Source organism: Bacillus silvicola, assembly GCF_050524305.1.
GTDB lineage: Bacteria > Bacillota > Bacilli > Bacillales > Bacillaceae_G > Bacillus_A > Bacillus_A cereus_AT.
Map to the genome: position 1 here is coordinate 1518655 of NZ_JBNGVC010000012.1, position 17727 is coordinate 1536381.

The window sequence follows — 17727 nt, forward strand, 5'->3', positions numbered from 1 at the left end:
GCTTATTCTTTACCAATCAGCGCTAATTGTTTTGTTTTCTCAGCGACTTCATTTGGATCTACTTGACGGCGAGCTACTCCTGTCTCCATTGCCGCTTTCGCAACGTAAGCCGCTACTTGAGGCGCTACACGCGCGTCAAATGGCGCCGGAATGATATGGTCCGCATTCAACTCATCTTCTGATACAAGCTCTGCAATAGCTTGTACAGCTGCCATCTTCATTTCTTCATTAATTTGTGTCGCATGTACATCAAGTGCACCGCGGAAAATACCAGGGAACGCTAGTACATTATTTACTTGGTTCGGGAAGTCAGAACGACCTGTTCCAACAACAGCTGCGCCCGCTGCTTTTGCCAATTCTGGCATAATTTCTGGAACCGGATTCGCCATTGCAAAAATAATTGCATCGTCATTCATTGTACGAACCATCTCTTCAGTTAATGCACCCGCTGCAGATACACCAATGAATACGTCCGCACCTTGTAAAACGTCAGCTAAAGAACCTTCAATACGATTCTTATTTGTATATTTTGCAACTTCATCTTTCACCGGATTCATACCTGTAGGGCGACCTTCATAGATTGCCCCTTTACGGTCACACATAATAACGTCACGTACACCATAGCGATATAAAAGTTTAATGATTGCAATACCCGCTGCACCTGCGCCATTTGCGACAACTTTAATGTCAGACATTTTCTTTCCAACTAATTTCAGCGCGTTCACAAGGCCCGCTACTGTTACGATAGCTGTTCCGTGTTGATCATCATGGAAGATAGGAATATTTGTTTCTTTTTTCAAACGTTCTTCAATAACGAAGCAGTTTGGTGCTGCAATATCTTCTAAGTTTACACCGCCAAAAGTTGGCTCCATTAATTTTACAGTTTCAACAATTTTATCTACATCGTTTGTATTTAAGGCAATCGGAAATGCATCTACACCAGCAAAGCTCTTGAATAATACAGCTTTACCTTCCATTACTGGAAGAGATGCTTCAGGTCCAATGTTACCAAGACCAAGTACAGCTGTTCCATCCGTCACAACTGCTACCATATTTCCCTTCATTGTATATTCATATACCTTACTTTTATCGTCATAAATTTCTTTACAAGGCTCTGCAACCCCTGGAGAATATGCAAGACTTAAATCTTTTGCATTTTCTACTTTTACTTTTGATACAGTTTCTAATTTTCCTTGATGCACTTTATGCATGTGAAGTGCTTCTTCACGAAGTGTTGACAAACTATCCACTCTCCTCAAATTATTCTTGCTGATATCAATTTCTCCAAGTGGTCTGACCACGAACACTACTACTATAATAATCGAAGTGTAGGGAAATTGTCCATTATATTTTCACAACGACATTTTCGTCGCCGACAATTTCACGAAGTGCTCCTAGACATTCTTCACTCGGATGAATTGATAAACTTCGAGATAATTGTACCATTTTATGTTCCTTTTCATAATAAATTAGTACTTTCGCAAAACCTGAATAGTCAAACAATATTTTCGTAACTTGATTTACAAGCTTTTTTTCATATTGAGACGGCAATTTCACGTAAACAGATGCTTCTTTCATTTCTTCATAAACATCCATTTCTTCTAGCGGATATACTCCATTCACAATCCATTGCAGTTTATGGTTTCTTTGCTCGATCGTACCATCAACTAAAACAATTGCCCCTTCTTGTAACCTGTCCGAAAAATGTATATACGTTTCTGGAAAAATAACGGCTTCCATTTCATCATTTTGATCACAGAATGTAATAAACGCCATCTTTTGTAACTTTTTCGTACGAATCACTTTCACACTTGTTATATATACGATCGCTCTTTGTACTTTTTTCTTATGTCGCATCGCCTGAGCGAGAGATGGGATTTCTAATTCTTTTCCTAACTTCGCATACTGTGCTGTCGGGTAGCTAGATAAATAAAAACCGAGGGCTTCCTTCTCTTTATTTAACTGTTCAATAAAGGATAGCTCTTCTCCTTTTACATATTTTGATTTCGGAACAGCATCACCTAAATCACGTGCAAGGTTCGCGTACTCTAGCGCTCCTTTAAGACTTTTCCATAAATTCGTTCTCGAAACACCAAAATCGTCAAAACAGCCCGACCAAACAAACGCTTCTAAATTTCGCTCCGTTACAAACTTTGATGGCATACGAAGACAAAATTCAAATAAATCTTCGAACATTTTTTCTTCTCGTTCTTCGAGTAACGCTGTCACTGTAGCCATCCCGATATTTCGAATTGAAAGTAAACTGTAACGTATCGCATTCCCTTCTATTTGGAAGTTATAACCACTTCTCTGAAGAGACGGCGGCAAAACATGAAATCCTTTTCGTTTCGTTTCTCGTATATACTGCACAATCTTATCTTCATTTCCAATTGCACTTGATAATAGTGCTGTCATAAATTCTAGCGTATAATTCGCTTTTAAATAGGCAAGCTGGTATCCGATCATACTGTAAGCTACAGCGTGACTTCGGTTAAAACCGTAGTTCGCAAATCTTACAATCAAATCGTAAATTTGTTCTGAAGCTGTCTCATCGTATCCGTTTTTCAAACACCCTTGCACAAAATGCTTACGTTCTTGATCTAAAATATCACGATTCTTTTTACTCACTGCACGGCGCAGTAAATCCGCTTCTCCAAGCGAAAAGCCGGCTAACTTCGATGCGATTTGCATAATTTGTTCTTGATATACAATTACGCCATATGTTCTTTCTAAAATCGGTTTTAAGTCCGGATGTAAATATTCAATTTTTCTTTTTCCGTGCTTTGATTCAATAAAGGTTGGAATTTGTTCCATCGGTCCTGGTCTATATAACGAGTTAACAGCGACAATATCTTCAAATTCATTCGGTTTTAACCCTCGAAGTACATTTCGCATACCACCTGATTCAAGCTGGAATACACCTGTTGTATCCCCTCTTCCTAACAATTGAAACGTCTTTTCATCTTGAAGAGGTAAGCTTCTTATATCAATGTGTTTCCCCGTTTTTTTCACAATAAACTTTATAATATTTTCAAGTAACGTTAAATTACGTAATCCTAAAAAGTCCATCTTGAGCAACCCAAGCTCCTCTAATGCATCAGCTGGATATTGCGTAACATAAACATCGTTATGTCCTTCTTGAATTGCTACACTTCCCGTTAACGGTTCTTGACTCATAATAACGCCGGCTGCATGAATAGACGTATGACGCGGTAATCCCTCTACACGTTTTGCGATTTCAAACACACGTTCATGCAAAAGATTCCCTTGTATAAACTCACGGAGTGATTGCGATTCCTCATATGCATCTTTTAACGTTATACCAAGCTTTGATGGGATAAGTTTTGAAAATATGTCAATATCTCGCGGCGGGAGCCCCATTACACGAGCGATATCTCTAATTGCGGCTTTCGCTGCAAGAGTTCCGAACGTTACAATTTGAGCAACACGAAGCTGACCATATTTATCTTTCACATATCGAATCATCTCATCACGTCTTATATCCGGAAAATCAATATCAATATCTGGAAGTGTCACACGTTCAGGATTTAAAAACCTTTCAAATAGTAAGTCATATTCAATCGGATCCACATCTGTAATTTCTAATACGTAAGAAACGAGTGAACCAGCTGCCGATCCACGTCCTGGTCCTGTTAAAATATGATTTTCATGCGCATACTTCATAAAATCCCAGACGATGAGGAAATAATCACTAAATCCCATACTAGAAATAACGTTTAATTCATGATTCAAACGCTTTATATGTACTTCTTTGGGCGTACCATAACGTTTCTGCAACCCTTCTTCACAAACGCGGCGTAAATACGTATCATTCGTCTCGTTAGATGGAACAGGGAATTTCGGTAATTGATTTACATGAAACGGTATTTCTACTCGGCAACGTTCTGCAATTTCTACTGTATTGTGAATCGCCTCTTCTACGTGAGAAAATAGTGCTTCCATCTCATCCGATGACTTTAAATAGTATTGGTCTGTTTTCATCCTCGGTCTATCTGGATCAGTCATTTTCGTTCCACTTTCAACAGACAATAAGCACTCATGAACAAGTGCGTCGCTTTGATTGATGTAACGTACATCGTTTGTTGCAACAAGTGGGACATTTATCCTACTCATAAATGCAGGTAATTTCTCTTGTAAAAGCAGTTCATCTTGAATCGCATGATGCTGCAAACTCATATAAAAATTGCCGAACATATTTTGATATGTGCGAGCTACTTCTTCAGCCTGACTTTCTTTGTCTTCTAATAATAATTGTTCAATTTCTCCATCTTTACCTGGTGAAATAGCAATTAATCCTTTCGCATAATGCGCAAGCCACTTTTTAGGAATACCTCCTTTTGACTTCGTCATAATGCTACTAGAAATCTTTAATAAATTTTGATAACCCATTTCATTTTCAGCAAGTAAGACAAGTGGATAAGACTTTTCTTCTTCTTCACTAAAAATAGAAGCTGTTAAGCCGATAATAGGCTGTATACCATTTTTCTTACATGCTTTATAAAACGGAATAACTCCATACATAACATTTTCATCTGTAATGGCCAGCGATGAAAATCCAAGCTCTTTCGCCCGAATGACAAGCTCATCAATTTTACAAGCACTTTTTAATAAACTAAAAACGGTTTGACATTGTAAATGCACAAACTTCACTGTTGTACCCTCTCTTTACCTATTTGACTACTTTTATTATAGGTGATGAGGAAAGCGGAAATCAAAACATACTTCTCATACTTTGTCCATATATATGAAGAAGAAAGGGGAATGACGATGGATGTAAGAGAACATACTTTTTTCTCTCTGCTTATTATTAGTTACTTTATTGCCTTTGGAGTTATACTTGGTGGTTCATTAATTGGCGGATTTGGTGCATTTCTCATTGGAAAACCAGCTCTAACTTATATTAATCAATTTGCCCAAAATTTAAGAATTTGGGCACTCGTTGCAGCGATTGGTGGAACGTTCGATACCTTTTATAGCTTTGAAAGAAGCTTCTTTGGCGGAGATATGAAAGATATCGTAAAACAAATTCTCCTTATTTTTTTTGCAACTGGTGGTATGCAAACTGGTCTTATTATTATTAAATGGCTAACGCAGGAACATGTATGAGAGTACCAAGTGCCAATACAGCCAAAAGATGGTATTTAGTTTTAGCAGGTGCTGCTGTTGGCGGCGTTTTGAGCTGGTTTATTTTTTTGTACATATATGGTGTTTTTCAGCAGGAACAAGCTAGTAAAATAGCAGAACAAAGAGAAATTATAGAAAAACAAGAAGCAAAACTCCACGTCCTTCTCGAAGATCAAGAAAAATTGAATACAGAAAATAAGCGGCTCTTAACAATTCAAGAAATTAAAATAAAAATTATAAATCGAGAAAAATATGATTTAGACAACCTTACACTCGAAAACATGACCACTTCTATCCATAATGATCTCCAGCATCTTTTAACGAAAAACATTCAAAGCATCGCAAAAAATAAAGACCTACTCAAAAAAGTAATCGAAAATAAAACGTACAAACATTACGATCGTATATATCGCTTTAAAGTAGACACAGTTTCTTTTGATACCGTACTGGAAATTAGTATCGTTATAGAGAAAGAAAAATAAACGAAAAGAAGGAGGGCTTCTATGCCTCTCCTTCTTTTCGTTTTAACATATAATCTCTTATCTGCACAGCTCACGTAAATCAGCAAAAAGACGATCCGCTTCTTCCCAAGAAGATGCTTTTGCACCAGAAGCCATCGGATGTCCTCCGCCATTATATTGCATTGCTAATTTATTAATAACCGGTCCTTTTGAACGAAGACGAACACGAATCACATCGCCTTCCTCTAAAAATAGAACCCACGCCTTTAATCCGTCAATATTACCAAGCGCTCCGACAACACCAGATGCTTCAGACGGAAGTACATCAAATTCTTCTAGTACCTCTTTCGTTAATTTAATGTACGCTGCGCCTTCTTCTACCATCGTAAAGTTTTGTAAAATATAACCGTTTAAACGAGCAATCTTTTCTTTCGTCTTATACATCTCATTGTATAAATCTGTGAATTTCACACCCATGTCAACAAGCTCACTTACGTAACGAAGTGTTTTCGCTGTTGTATTCGGAAATAAGAAACGACCTGTATCCCCAACAATACCCGCTAAAATAAGACGAGCTGCTTCTTTTGTTATCTGTAATCCTTTATCTTTTCCATAACTGTAAAACTCATAAATCATTTCACTTGTAGAACTTGCTGTCGTATCTACCCACGTAATATCTCCGTACGGATCTTCATTCGGATGATGGTCAATTTTAATTAACATCTTCCCTTTTGCGTAGCGTTGATCGTCAACACGTTCTTGGTTCGCAGTATCACATACGATAACAAGTGCATTTTCATATACACTATCTTCAATATCATCCATTACTCGTAAGTATGCTAGTGACGGTTCATTGTACCCAACCGTATAAATATTTTTCTCTGGAAACGATTCTTGTAAAATTGTACTAAGACCGCCCTGTGAACCTAACGCATCTGGATCCGGACGCACATGACGATGAATAATAATTGTATCAAACTCTTTAATTGCTCCTAAAATTTGCTCATGCATATGTATAATCTCCTTTTTATTCAACTTCTTCACTTTAACGTGCAGTAAAAGCCCAATGGATGTGGCTAATCATTAGCGCGTGGAAACATCCCCACACTAATTAAAGTCTCACTTTATCCTCCATTATAACGGAAAGTATTTCATACATGCGAACAATTGCTTTATAATAAAAGTTAGAAAGTTTAGATTTTTCTTTTTTCTCCACTATTATTTTTCATAAAGCGATGGGAGTGTGCATTATGCCAGTATTAGTCTTCTGTATTATCGTCTCATTTATGTTGTACCTCTTCTACAAAACAAAATACTTTCGTACAAACCGCCCAATGGAGAAAGGTTGGCTCTCAGGAAAATCCGCAATGGCACTCGGTTCATTCGTCTTATTCTTTGGGATAAACCAATTCTTTTTAGAACTTTCAACCGCTCGTATTATCGTTGGTGTTTTATTTGTTCTATTTGGTAGTGCAAGTGTATTTAATGGATTTCGCCAATACAAACATTTCTTACCATTAGCAGTTGAAGAAGCCGAAGTCTATGAAGCAACGTAAAAAAAGCATCAATATTGTGATGCTTTTTTACGTCCTCTAACTTTTAAAATCATGTATGCGACAAACGCAGAAGGGATATTGAATGGATTGCCTTGCACATGAAAATGTAATTGCTCTTCTTCAAAAGACATCTGTTTGTATAGTTCTTGCTGAGATAATCCTGTCCGTTTCTTTTTTTCATTTAAACCTTGTAAGTATAAATATTGAATCGGTATCATTACAAGAAAGTAAAATAGTGCGATACCAACAAAAAAGAATAATTCTGATGACATATTGCATACCACCTTCCGAAATCCATTATCTTACAATCTAATTATAGCACAGTATACAATCTAATTGAGTTAATATTCTGTTTTATTATTTTACAATTGTCTCTCCGCATAGCTCTTCTTCAGCATACTGAATATATCGCCGAATAAAATTCCCAGGATTTTTTCTAATTGGTTCAATATCAAGTCTTAATGGTATTTTTCCTGCCATATAAAAAATTCTCAAAGCAGTCCCAAGTCGAATGGCTGCTTCCGAAATATTTTCCCCATATCCCATCATGAAGTTCCCCCATACTTCTTTTAACTGTCCCGAAGCAATTAAATGCAATCTCGGAACACCAATATCAAACTCTTTATACCCAAATCCACATTCATCAAAATCGAGTAAATACCAATCCTCTTTGTCTACAAGAACATTGCCAAAGTGCATATCGCCATGAACAAATTGTTTTTCTCCTAGTTGAGTTGAATTTGTAAGCTCTTGTATTCTTTCTGCAATTCTCAAGCATTTATTTTTATCCGCATAAGATAAAAACGAAGTATTTAATAAACGTTGTAAAGGCTCGTGAATTGTCTTTTTCTCGGTATATACAGGCCTTTCATAACCTCTCCAAGTTTGCGGTATTCTTTTGAGCACTCCATTTGCATTTTCATGAAACTTTCGCATTAATGATCCAAGTTTTTCATAATCTTTATCCTTCGGTTCTAAAATTTCGCTTCCGTTTATAAACCTAAAGACAACAAAATACTGGATACTCCTCTCATCTTTCATAACAGGTGTGATCCAGTCACCATTTTTATTTACAACTACTTCTGGTACTAACATTTGTTTTTGTAACGCTATTACCCAATGTATTTCAGCCTCTATTTGCTCGGCTGTATAACGTCCTTCTCTATACTGTCTAACTACAAATTTATTTTTGTCCGATTCAAATATATATGTTTGATTTTCTCCCCCATGCAACAATGAAACTTTCGTAAAATTATTTAAATTATATTGCTTACATAACTGCTCTTTAATGTAAAAATCCATTCTTCTCCCCCTAGTTCGTATAGTGAAGTATAGTTTCTCCATTCAATGACACTATTTTGATCTCTTCCTCATTGATCTTATCGACTAATAACCAATCCTTTAACCTAAAATAGATTAGCTAAAGACTACAGCATATCCTGCTATTTTTTCACTTCTCTACTAAAACTCTCACCGAGCTTAAGTAATAGCTTCAAAATCCAATAAAACAAAATAAAGTTAAAGAAAAACCCTAATGGATTAAACCAGACTTCCCAACCACCATAATAAACAAACGTTTCAGCTGGTACACCAAAATAAAGGAAATCAGGCTCATCTTCTCCTGATATAGGAATAAAGGAACCAATACTTGCGAGAATCAAACTTACAAAATACAACTTCTTTTTAATACCATTCATTCTTCTGTGTGTTAACACATGAACAATTATGATACATACAACAACTAAAAAGAAAATTATCCCTCCCATTCAGCACCTCCTTATCACTCACTACGACATTTCCTCCACTTTCAAATTCCCGAGTATTTCTACTATGAATATGAAATAATACGCAATTTATTTTCTTTTTTAATTCTATCCTTTCAACAAAAAAAGATGGAACAAATCAAAACGATTTGTTCCATCTTTTTATTTATCGATTAACTGCACCATAAGTAATGCTTTTCCAACGACATTACCTTCATGGTGTACTTCTACATCAACCTTACCAAATTTACGGCCAATTTCTAATACTTTCGGATGAACGGATACAACATTATCAATCTGAACCGGCTTTACAAAATAAATTGTTAAATTCTCAACAATTGAATCGCTCTTCTTCTGCGCACGAATGACACGGTTTGTTGCTTCTGTCACAATTGTTGCAAATACACCGTAAGATAATGTTCCGATTGAATTCGTCATTTGTGGTGTCACTGAAAATTGATACAAATGCTCATTTTTTGCTTCTTTCGGCGTCATAAATTGATTCGTTACAATATCATCAATCGTTTCACCAACTTGTGGTTGACGCTGAATCATTTGCAGCGCCTGAAGTACATCTTGACGACTAATGATACCTTGCAATTTATTTCCATCTTCCACAACAGGAAGTAATTCAATACCTTCCCACACCATCATACGCGCTGCAGCTGCGACAGACATCTTTCCATTTACCGTAATAGGATGTTTCGTCATTACTTTATCAATTGGTGTATCTTTCGCAACACCAATCATATCTTTCGAAGTTACGATACCTAACACCTTTTTATTTTCATCCACAATTGGATAACGTCCATGCATCGTCTCCTCATTGTACTCATGCCATTTCTGTACGATGTCACTAGGGTTTAAATATAGTGTTTCTTCAATCGGTGTTAAAATATCTTCAACGAGTACAATTTCTTTCTTAATAAGTTGATCATAAATTGCACGGTTAATTAACGTTGCGACCGTAAATGTATCATAGCTACTCGAAATAATTGGCAACTTCAATTCGTCTGCTAACTTTTTCACATGCTCTTCTGTATCAAATCCACCTGTAATTAATACAGCGGCCCCTGTTTCTAATGCTAATTGATGTGCATTCGTACGGTTCCCGATGATAAGCAAGTTCCCGGCTTCTGTATAGCGCATCATCGCTTCTAATTTCATAGCCCCGATTACGAATTTATTTAATGTTTTATGTAGTCCTTCTCTGCCTCCAAGTACTTGACCATCGACAATATTAACGACTTCTGCATATGTCAGCTTTTCAATATTCTCTTTCTTCTTTTGTTCAATTCGAATTGTTCCGACACGCTCAATCGTACTAACATATCCTTTATTTTCTGCATCTTTAATTGCACGGTAAGCTGTCCCTTCACTTACACTCAAATCTTTTGCAATTTGCCTTACAGAAATTTTATGGCCTACTGGCAGACTATTAATATGTTCTAAAATTTGGTTATGCTTGGTAGCCAAATGGTTTCACCATACTTTCTTTTCCCTAAATTCTTCATGTGTTGTATTTTCAGTATACTATATTTTCAAAACTGTTACACTCTCTCTTTATATACCTGTATTATTTTTTTTATAACAAAATACGCCTTACATTACACCACTTCTACCATTACAACAATGTAATGGTATTGTCATCTCGTTCGATAGTTTGTCCAGCCGCTTCAATATACAATGAAGACAAGAAATGAAACAAAGGAGCGAATACATGATGAAAAAATTATTAGAAGTAGTAGGTGCTGTATTTTTAGCTTTCGTAGACGGGAAAAAAGTTGCAATGGAATTGAATGAAACACCTGAACAGCCACTTCCAAAAAGAAAAGAATCATCAAAACAAGTACAACCTTTAAAAGCTGTCCTACACACATAAAAAACCCTTCACTTGTCTTTTCAAATGAAGGGTTTCTTTTCTATAGTGTAATACTTTCTCCAGCTTCTAATACTTTCCCTGTACAATTTTGTAGCTTTTCTACAAATTGATATGGATCTTGTTCAATTACTGGGAACGTATTGTAATGCATCGGTACAACAGTTTTCGCCTGAATCCATTTTGCTGCTAAAACCGCATCTTCTGGTCCCATTGTGAAATTATCGCCAATTGGTAAAAATGCTACATCAATGTTATTCAGTTCCCCAATTAATTTCATATCAGAGAATAGAGCGGTATCTCCTGCATGGTACACAGTTTTCTCTTCTGCTGTAAATAAAATACCCGCTGGCATACCTGTATATGTAATCGTCTTATTTTCTTCATCGATATAACTAGAACCGTGGAATGCTTGTGTAAATTTCACTTTTCCGAAATCAAATTCATGTGAGCCTCCAATATGCATCGGATGTGTATTTACACCTTGCCAACTTAAAAATGTCGCTAGTTCAAATGGTGCTACAACAACTGCATTATTTTTCTTCGCAAGCTCTACTGTATCTCCAACATGATCACCATGTCCATGAGATAAAAGAATTGCATCTACTTTTACATCTTCAGCCTTTAAATCTGTTTTCGGATTTCCCGTTAAAAATGGATCAATTAAAATAACTTTTCCATTCGTTTCAATCTTTACAACTGAATGCCCGTGATAAGATACTTTCATCATTACATTCCTCCCCTATTCACATTCACACTTTTTATTCTACATGATTTCTTAATTCCCTGTCTTTTCTAACATCTATTTACTTGTCATAACGCTTTCATCCGATGTAAAGTTATATTTGTAATTAAATATCTCGGGGGTGCCAATCGATGAATGCTAGATTAGAAAATTTAATGCAATGGCTAAAAGAAAAAAACGTAGAAGCTGCGTTCTTAACTTCTACACCAAACGTTTTCTACATGACGAACTTCCATTGTGAACCACATGAAAGACTACTTGGTATGTTTGTATTCCAAGAAAAAGAGCCTATTTTAATTTGTCCTAAAATGGAAGAAGGCCAAGCACGTAACGCTGGCTGGGCACATGAGATTATCGGATTTACTGATACTGACAAACCATGGGATATGATTGCAAAAGCAATTAAAGACCGCGGTATCAATGCAAATGCAGTTGCAATTGAAAAAGAACATTTAAACGTAGAGCGTTACGAAGAATTAACAAAATTATTCCCAAATGCAGCTTTCAAATCAGCTGAAGAGAAAGTTCGCGAGCTTCGCTTAATTAAAGACGAAAAAGAACTTTCTATTTTACGCGAAGCAGCTAAAATGGCAGACTATGCTGTTGAAGTTGGGGTAAATGCAATTAAAGAAAACCGCAGCGAACTAGAAGTATTAGCAATTATTGAGCACGAATTAAAAACAAAAGGCATCCATAAAATGTCATTCGATACAATGGTATTAGCAGGTGCTAACTCTGCTCTTCCACATGGTATTCCAGGTGCTAACAAAATGAAGCGCAGCGATTTCGTACTATTTGATTTAGGTGTAATCATTGACGGCTATTGCTCTGACATTACACGTACAGTAGCATTTGGTGATATTTCCGAAGAACAAACTCGCATTTACAACACTGTACTTACTGGCCAACTACAAGCAGTTGAAGCGTGTAAACCAGGCGTTACATTTGGTGCAATCGACAACGCTGCTCGCTCTGTCATCGCAGATGCAGGTTACGGAGACTTCTTCCCTCACCGCCTTGGTCACGGACTTGGAATTAGCGTACACGAATATCCAGATGTAAAAGAAGGCAACGAATCTCCATTAAAAGAAGGTATGGTCTTCACAATCGAGCCAGGTATTTACGTACCAAACGTAGGTGGCGTTCGTATTGAAGATGATATTTATATCACAAAAGACGGATCAGAAATTTTAACGAAGTTCCCGAAAGAATTACAATTTGTAAAATAATAAAAAAGGCAGCGTGATTGCTGCCTTTTTCTATTTCTCTACTATTTCAAATTTCTCTATAATCATTTTTGATGGATAGCTTTCAAGTATTTGAGAAGGCCATACTTTTATTTTATCCCCTGTTTTTAATTGATTATATGCGTCTTTATTCTTAAAACTCAAGACTATATCTGATGGATGATCTTTATTCATTTGTTGCTCTATATACTTTTGCAACTCTACTTTTGTTTCAAACATTTTATCACCGACAAAAAATACTGTATCATTTCTTAATATGACATACCCTTCTTTAGATACTTTTTTGACCGCTACTCGCTCTACTGTTTTTGTAGTACACGATGGTAATATGATTAGAAATACACTTAAAAATATATACGTAGAAATTTTCATATTCCTATTCATTTTTAATCCCTCACTCTACGCTATTTCCGCTTTAAAACCATCTTCTCTTCATACTTATCATCCCATTTAATCACAACCTCTATCGGTTCATCTTTAGAGAGAGGCGCACAACTTACACAAGAAGACTTCATTTCAACCTTTGCTCCTTTATGACTTTCTGACGTTTGTGTCATTGTACGAAACGCTTCATTAATAGTAATCTCTAAATTTTTAAATTCCGTATTCCCATCTCCGCCCTTATACTGAAACGTAAACATTCCATCTTCACTGTCATCCTTAATATGACCTTTATATTGCCCCGTCCAACTTTTGCTCTCGCTAGAAAAAGTAACATACGAAATCGAACAACTTCCTAAAAAGAAAATACTAATGAAAAAGAATAATGCTCTCTTCATAATACCCTCCATTCAAAAGCACTTATTTATCCCGCATTAACGGGCAGTAAGACCCCCACCTCAAAATTCGGTGAAAGCAAAGAAGTTAGGCGGGAGATCAACTGTCCGTAAAAGCCCGATTGGTTCAACTAATAATCAGTGGGGATGAACACCCCCCACTGATTAAAGTTTCACTTTATTGTCTATTTCTGCATTTTATTATACTATTAAAATGCAGAATTTTCTAAAATAGGAGGTTTATATGTTACAACAACAGTTAGAAGAAATTCGTAATAATAATTACATAATGGATAACACACTTAACTTTGATTCTTTAAGCTCCAATATGCTCGAGCAAATCGGTGTTACTGATAGCTATTTAAGAGACAAACTTATTTACTCTACTTTTTACCATCTCATCAAAAAGGACTACCTTTCACACACACAATTACAGAAACTATTATTAGAAAGCATTAGTGAAAAATATTTATTTTATAAAATTCATTCAGATGACGATGATGCTGTATTTACTCGTGCATTTACCACATTATTAATTGCGCTCATTATTGATGCTGATACAAATCATAATTTCTTATCACAGGCTGATCTTTTACATGTAAAAGATCGATTAATTATATATATGAACAACGAACATGATTTCCGTGGATATGTGCAAGACCACGGCTGGGCACATAGTATCGCTCATGCTTCCGATACATTTGAGGCGCTTGTTCATAGTCCTAAACTGGAAGCTTTACATTACGAAAAAATATTACAAACTTTATTACACAAAGTTTGTGTCCATTCTATTTACTACAAATATGAAGAAGACGAGCGACTCGTTTATCCGATTGTCTCAATGCTACAAAATGACCTAAAGGAAGAAGTACTCATATTAGCCCTTCAGGATTTAGTAGCTCAATTACCCGTCAAAAAACAAACATTACATATTAAATCGTACGAGTTTCTATACGGAAATATAAAATCTTTCTTACGCAGCTTATTTTTCAGACTACGTACACTTTCTATATGTGAAGAAACCGAATGCGAAATTGAAAAATTGCTACAAGAGCTTCCCAAATATTATTAAAAAAAGAAGGCACTTTAAAAAGTACCTTCTTCTATTTCACTAATATTTATTTGAAATTTCACGATCCAAACTGAGAAAAGGTGGACAAGAAACGCAATCACCATACATGCTCCACTCAAAAAGGTTAATACAGGATGCGAATACACATGCCCTAAACCATAAGATGCTCCTACGAAAAACATTGTTATGTAAATATAAATTGCTCCATGTATTTGCCTCATATAAACCTCCTTTTCCCATATTATAACATAAATTTTCTGATTATTCACATTAATTACTTGTAATCAATATTTCTCAACTGTTACACCTCTAACAGCAGCCTTAACATATGGTGCTCCTTGTAAACTTTGTAAATCTTCTGTTTTGCCTGTTACAACTACACCGTACATTGGTAGGTCTTTTGGTTTGATGTTTTTCATCTCATTATAGTTTGTCCTAAAATATTCTTGATATCCCCCTTTATTTTCACTTAAAGATTTCATAGAACCAATAAACTCTATAGAGTTTATTTTAATATCCTCGCACTCATCTTTCTATCAGCATAACCCCCCCTGAAATCCAAACACCGCTTTTGATTTCTCTATCAATAATGATTCAAACGTATCATGGCTCATCTAGCTCTCCTTTCTATATACTCAACGTTTGAGAGCGTAAAATGTATACAGCTTTTCTAAAAATATTTTCATAATAAAAAAGCACATCTTCAATGTGCCCTCTCAAAAATATTATTCTATTATTTCATCGCTTCCTTCACAACATCTTGAATCATAACAACTTCTGTTTTCATATCAACAGATGGTACTTCCTCATCAATACATTCATACCAAAACGCTAAATGCTTTTTATCAATTTCATGATGAGAATTTTCGACAAGAGCCCCATCTTCTCCTTGCACAGAATACCAATATAAGTACTCTTCTCCATCTCTTATTTCCCGGAAAATTGTCTCTACATACATCTTTTCGTCGTTTAATGTCAAAAGTACTTCTTTCATATTGTCATTAAGAAGCTGCATCCATTCATCTACACGATAACTTTTACCTTGTTTCACTTTAAATCTCGTTAATTCCACATTCATTTTTATTCCCCTGTTCTCTTACGTACAAATAAACTATATTCTACTGGATTATGAAAACTTAATTTACTAGCTAATTTTTGCGAAGGTATATTATCTGCATTACAATCCCAGCACGGTATAATATCATTTTGCATGCAATTTTCAATAAACCTTGTTGCAGCAGCTTGAGCTAATCCTTTCCCTTGATATACTTCATGTGTTGCAATATCAATTTCAGCAAAACCATTCCCACTAAATATTGAGACGCATTCGGCTACAATCACCCCATCTTGTTCTATACAAAAACCAAAGCCGTTATTTAAAAACACTTCTTTTGATCCCCAATATTCTTTGTAATAATCCTCTGTAAATTCATTACTTCGTTCTATATCACTTTTATCAATACGTTCAATTTCATATGTATTTTTGTTTAATTCTATTTTTCCATATTCAAAAACTTCTCTTTGAAATTGAAATGTCATTCGTGGGATTTTCCGAAATGCATTACTAAAGCACTCTTCAATCATCATTTCCCACTCTTCACTCGAAGTGAACAGTGTAAATCGTTTCTCTGTTTTTTCAATGGCTGTTTTTATATACGAAAATAGATCTTCGTTATGACTTTGGTCTTGAGTGTCACCAAACAAATAATAAATACCATTAGTGGTGACAATTAGTCCTGCTGTTAACTTCTCATTTATAAAAATCTCACCATCTATGGTCTGATCACAAACTGCATACGCAAAAGTTGTTGTTCGTTGATTCCCTTCTAAAAGTGAACTTACTTTATCGTATTCTTCAATCTGTAACCTTCTCATACGACCTCCACAATTACTGTATCCGCCTCTATATTTTCAAAACAAAGATTTACCGTTCTCTTCAACGCTCTCGTTCTATGAATTGTACATGCTGGAATTAAAATTGAATCATCTGGCTTTAAAACTGCTGTCTCTCTATCTTGAAAATCGATAAGTAATTCCCCCTCTAACACAATGAATAATTCATCCGAATTAGAATGGTAGTGCCAATCATATTCACCGGTAAATACGGCGATTCGTAAGCAATGATTATTTATATTTGAAACGACGAAGTTTTTATGTTGATCTTTAATATCTCTTGTTAATTCTAATAGATTTACTGTTTCCATAGTTCTCCACACCCAATCCCCTCTATCGACTTTTATTTTTCGTTTAATTCCAAATTATCACAAAAAACATCATCATAACAAGCTATATTTCACGTAAAGTTTTGTTTACTTTTTGTAAAGTTTTATTTACTTATTACCTAAAAATGGATATAATAAATGTAACAAATTTACAAAAAGGAGACTTTGTATATTTGATTAAAAATAAGGTGAAACAATTCCGCGTCGTTAGAGACATCACCCAAGAACAATTAGCTTCCTCTGTTCAAATCACTAGACAATCCCTCATCGCTATCGAGAAGAATAAATACAACCCAAGTTTAGAATTAGCATTGAAATTATGTGAGTTTTTCAACTGTAAAGTAGAAGATTTATTTCAATTAGATAAAACTGGGGAGGAAAAAGAATGAAAAATACTTTTAATCAAGAGTTCATTTCGCATCTTACCATTTTATTGTTAGGTTCAACTTTTCTTTATTTCAATAGTAATGATGAAGAAAAAGCTAGTTCTATCCTTCTATTCGCTGGCGTATACATACTCTTAGCCTTGATACTATTAGTAGTGAAACGAATATTCTTTAAGAAAAAAAAGAACGATGCAGAGAAATATCCATTACCTGAGATGGATGAAAGAATCGAGAAGATGAGTTTAAAACTTATGGCACAAATTTTCGGTCTCTCTCATTTAATCGGCTCTGCGATACTATTTATTTTATATCTCACTGACAAAAACTCGATGATACGAGTTGAATATGCCTTGTATTACTTGTTCGGCATTCTTTTCTTCACGATGATGTTCGGCTTGAAAATTGTGAAGAAATTAGATAATTAGTTTAAACAAAAAGACCCTTCCTACAAAGGAAAGGTCTTTATTTTATTCCT

22 protein-coding genes and 1 pseudogene are annotated in these 17727 nt (G+C 35.4%); 8 read left to right on the forward strand and 15 right to left on the reverse strand.

All coding sequences use genetic code 11. From position 1 onward, the window contains the following. Positions 1 to 2: 2 nt before the first annotated feature. Positions 3 to 1211: an NADP-dependent malic enzyme gene (gene ystJ, locus ACP6L7_RS19835; RefSeq protein ID WP_165444500.1), complete on the reverse strand. Its 1209-nt coding sequence runs from the start codon at positions 1209 to 1211 to the stop codon at positions 3 to 5. A 133-nt stretch (positions 1212 to 1344) separates the two neighbouring features. Then, positions 1345 to 4671, reverse strand: coding sequence for a DNA polymerase III subunit alpha (gene dnaE / locus ACP6L7_RS19840; RefSeq protein WP_097832103.1), 3327 nt, complete (start codon positions 4669 to 4671; stop codon positions 1345 to 1347). A 42-nt stretch (positions 4672 to 4713) separates the two neighbouring features. On the opposite strand from dnaE, the gene ACP6L7_RS19845 reads away from it, so the two are divergent. Together ACP6L7_RS19845 and ytrI are read left to right on the forward strand one after the other, a co-directional pair. After that, a complete protein-coding gene (locus ACP6L7_RS19845) occupies positions 4714 to 5127 on the forward strand; it encodes a YtrH family sporulation protein (RefSeq protein WP_002034291.1) in 414 nt (137 codons plus the stop codon). Continuing rightward, positions 5124 to 5627, forward strand: coding sequence for a sporulation membrane protein YtrI (gene ytrI, locus ACP6L7_RS19850; RefSeq protein WP_071748289.1), 504 nt, complete (start codon positions 5124 to 5126; stop codon positions 5625 to 5627). The genes ACP6L7_RS19845 and ytrI overlap by 4 nt, the downstream gene beginning before the upstream one ends. A 57-nt stretch (positions 5628 to 5684) precedes the next feature. On the opposite strand, the gene ACP6L7_RS19855 is transcribed toward ytrI, so the two are convergent. Then, positions 5685 to 6617 carry a DHH family phosphoesterase gene (locus tag ACP6L7_RS19855; protein WP_097832104.1) on the reverse strand — a complete coding sequence of 311 codons (933 nt, stop codon included), beginning with the start codon at positions 6615 to 6617 and terminating at the stop codon, positions 5685 to 5687. A gap of 239 nt (positions 6618 to 6856) precedes the next feature. Here ACP6L7_RS19855 and ACP6L7_RS19860 point away from each other — a divergent pair, with 239 nt between their 5' ends. Then, positions 6857 to 7162 (forward strand): YtpI family protein, encoded by a 306-nt coding sequence (locus ACP6L7_RS19860; protein ID WP_097832106.1) that lies wholly within the window; start codon positions 6857 to 6859, stop codon positions 7160 to 7162. 8 nt (positions 7163 to 7170) lie between these two features. Here ACP6L7_RS19860 and ACP6L7_RS19865 read toward each other — a convergent pair whose 3' ends face one another. From ACP6L7_RS19865 to ACP6L7_RS19880, 4 genes are all read right to left on the reverse strand, one after another. Further along, entirely contained in the window at positions 7171 to 7434 is a 264-nt protein-coding gene (locus ACP6L7_RS19865) for a DUF3949 domain-containing protein (protein ID WP_097832107.1), read from the reverse strand. An 85-nt stretch (positions 7435 to 7519) separates the two neighbouring features. Continuing rightward, positions 7520 to 8464: a phosphotransferase enzyme family protein gene (locus ACP6L7_RS19870; protein ID WP_097832108.1), complete on the reverse strand. Its 945-nt coding sequence runs from the start codon at positions 8462 to 8464 to the stop codon at positions 7520 to 7522. Positions 8465 to 8604: 140 nt separating this feature from the next. Further along, positions 8605 to 8928 (reverse strand): hypothetical protein, encoded by a 324-nt coding sequence (locus ACP6L7_RS19875; RefSeq protein WP_097832109.1) that lies wholly within the window; start codon positions 8926 to 8928, stop codon positions 8605 to 8607. 159 nt (positions 8929 to 9087) lie between these two features. Next, a complete protein-coding gene (locus ACP6L7_RS19880; protein WP_097832110.1) occupies positions 9088 to 10401 on the reverse strand; it encodes a DRTGG domain-containing protein in 1314 nt (437 codons plus the stop codon). Positions 10402 to 10645: 244 nt separating this feature from the next. Between ACP6L7_RS19880 and ACP6L7_RS19885 the strand changes: the two genes are divergently transcribed. Further along, positions 10646 to 10807 (forward strand): hypothetical protein, encoded by a 162-nt coding sequence (locus tag ACP6L7_RS19885; protein WP_000976301.1) that lies wholly within the window; start codon positions 10646 to 10648, stop codon positions 10805 to 10807. 40 nt (positions 10808 to 10847) lie between these two features. Here the strand turns inward: ACP6L7_RS19885 and ACP6L7_RS19890 are convergent, their stop codons facing one another. Beyond that, positions 10848 to 11531: a metal-dependent hydrolase gene (locus ACP6L7_RS19890; RefSeq protein WP_097832120.1), complete on the reverse strand. Its 684-nt coding sequence runs from the start codon at positions 11529 to 11531 to the stop codon at positions 10848 to 10850. 149 nt (positions 11532 to 11680) lie between these two features. On the opposite strand from ACP6L7_RS19890, the gene pepQ reads away from it, so the two are divergent. Continuing rightward, positions 11681 to 12778, forward strand: a complete 1098-nt coding sequence (pepQ, locus tag ACP6L7_RS19895; protein WP_097832111.1) for a Xaa-Pro dipeptidase — start codon at positions 11681 to 11683, stop codon at positions 12776 to 12778. Between the two features lie 30 nt (positions 12779 to 12808). Here the strand turns inward: pepQ and ACP6L7_RS19900 are convergent, their stop codons facing one another. Beyond that, the gene (locus ACP6L7_RS19900) at positions 12809 to 13180 is read right to left on the reverse strand and encodes a DUF3221 domain-containing protein (RefSeq protein ID WP_097832112.1); all 372 of its coding nucleotides are present in this window, start codon (positions 13178 to 13180) and stop codon (positions 12809 to 12811) included. 20 nt (positions 13181 to 13200) lie between these two features. Then, positions 13201 to 13575, reverse strand: a complete 375-nt coding sequence (locus ACP6L7_RS19905) for a hypothetical protein (RefSeq protein ID WP_141533470.1) — start codon at positions 13573 to 13575, stop codon at positions 13201 to 13203. 241 nt (positions 13576 to 13816) lie between these two features. On the opposite strand from ACP6L7_RS19905, the gene ACP6L7_RS19910 reads away from it, so the two are divergent. After that, positions 13817 to 14644: a DUF2785 domain-containing protein gene (locus ACP6L7_RS19910; protein ID WP_098361816.1), complete on the forward strand. Its 828-nt coding sequence runs from the start codon at positions 13817 to 13819 to the stop codon at positions 14642 to 14644. Between the two features lie 14 nt (positions 14645 to 14658). Here ACP6L7_RS19910 and ACP6L7_RS19915 read toward each other — a convergent pair whose 3' ends face one another. The 5 genes and pseudogenes from ACP6L7_RS19915 to ACP6L7_RS19935 form a co-directional block, all read right to left on the reverse strand. Continuing rightward, on the reverse strand, positions 14659 to 14865 hold the full coding sequence (locus ACP6L7_RS19915; RefSeq protein ID WP_001248910.1) for a hypothetical protein: 207 nt from the start codon (positions 14863 to 14865) through the stop codon (positions 14659 to 14661). A gap of 63 nt (positions 14866 to 14928) precedes the next feature. Beyond that, a pseudogene (locus ACP6L7_RS19920) lies at positions 14929 to 15177 on the reverse strand (anti sigma factor C-terminal domain-containing protein); the annotation flags it as partial. A gap of 200 nt (positions 15178 to 15377) precedes the next feature. Continuing rightward, positions 15378 to 15722, reverse strand: a complete 345-nt coding sequence (locus ACP6L7_RS19925) for a DUF6176 family protein (RefSeq protein WP_097832114.1) — start codon at positions 15720 to 15722, stop codon at positions 15378 to 15380. Between the two features lie 2 nt (positions 15723 to 15724). Next, positions 15725 to 16519, reverse strand: coding sequence for a GNAT family N-acetyltransferase (locus tag ACP6L7_RS19930; RefSeq protein WP_098361815.1), 795 nt, complete (start codon positions 16517 to 16519; stop codon positions 15725 to 15727). Then, positions 16516 to 16848 carry a cupin domain-containing protein gene (locus ACP6L7_RS19935; protein ID WP_097832116.1) on the reverse strand — a complete coding sequence of 111 codons (333 nt, stop codon included), beginning with the start codon at positions 16846 to 16848 and terminating at the stop codon, positions 16516 to 16518. The genes ACP6L7_RS19930 and ACP6L7_RS19935 overlap by 4 nt, the downstream gene beginning before the upstream one ends. Positions 16849 to 16991: 143 nt before the next feature. Between ACP6L7_RS19935 and ACP6L7_RS19940 the strand changes: the two genes are divergently transcribed. Next, a complete protein-coding gene (locus ACP6L7_RS19940; RefSeq protein WP_002003636.1) occupies positions 16992 to 17255 on the forward strand; it encodes a helix-turn-helix transcriptional regulator in 264 nt (87 codons plus the stop codon). Next, a complete protein-coding gene (locus tag ACP6L7_RS19945) occupies positions 17252 to 17677 on the forward strand; it encodes a hypothetical protein (RefSeq protein ID WP_097832117.1) in 426 nt (141 codons plus the stop codon). Before ACP6L7_RS19940 ends, ACP6L7_RS19945 begins: the two co-directional genes overlap by 4 nt. The last annotated feature ends 50 nt before the right edge of the window (positions 17678 to 17727 follow it).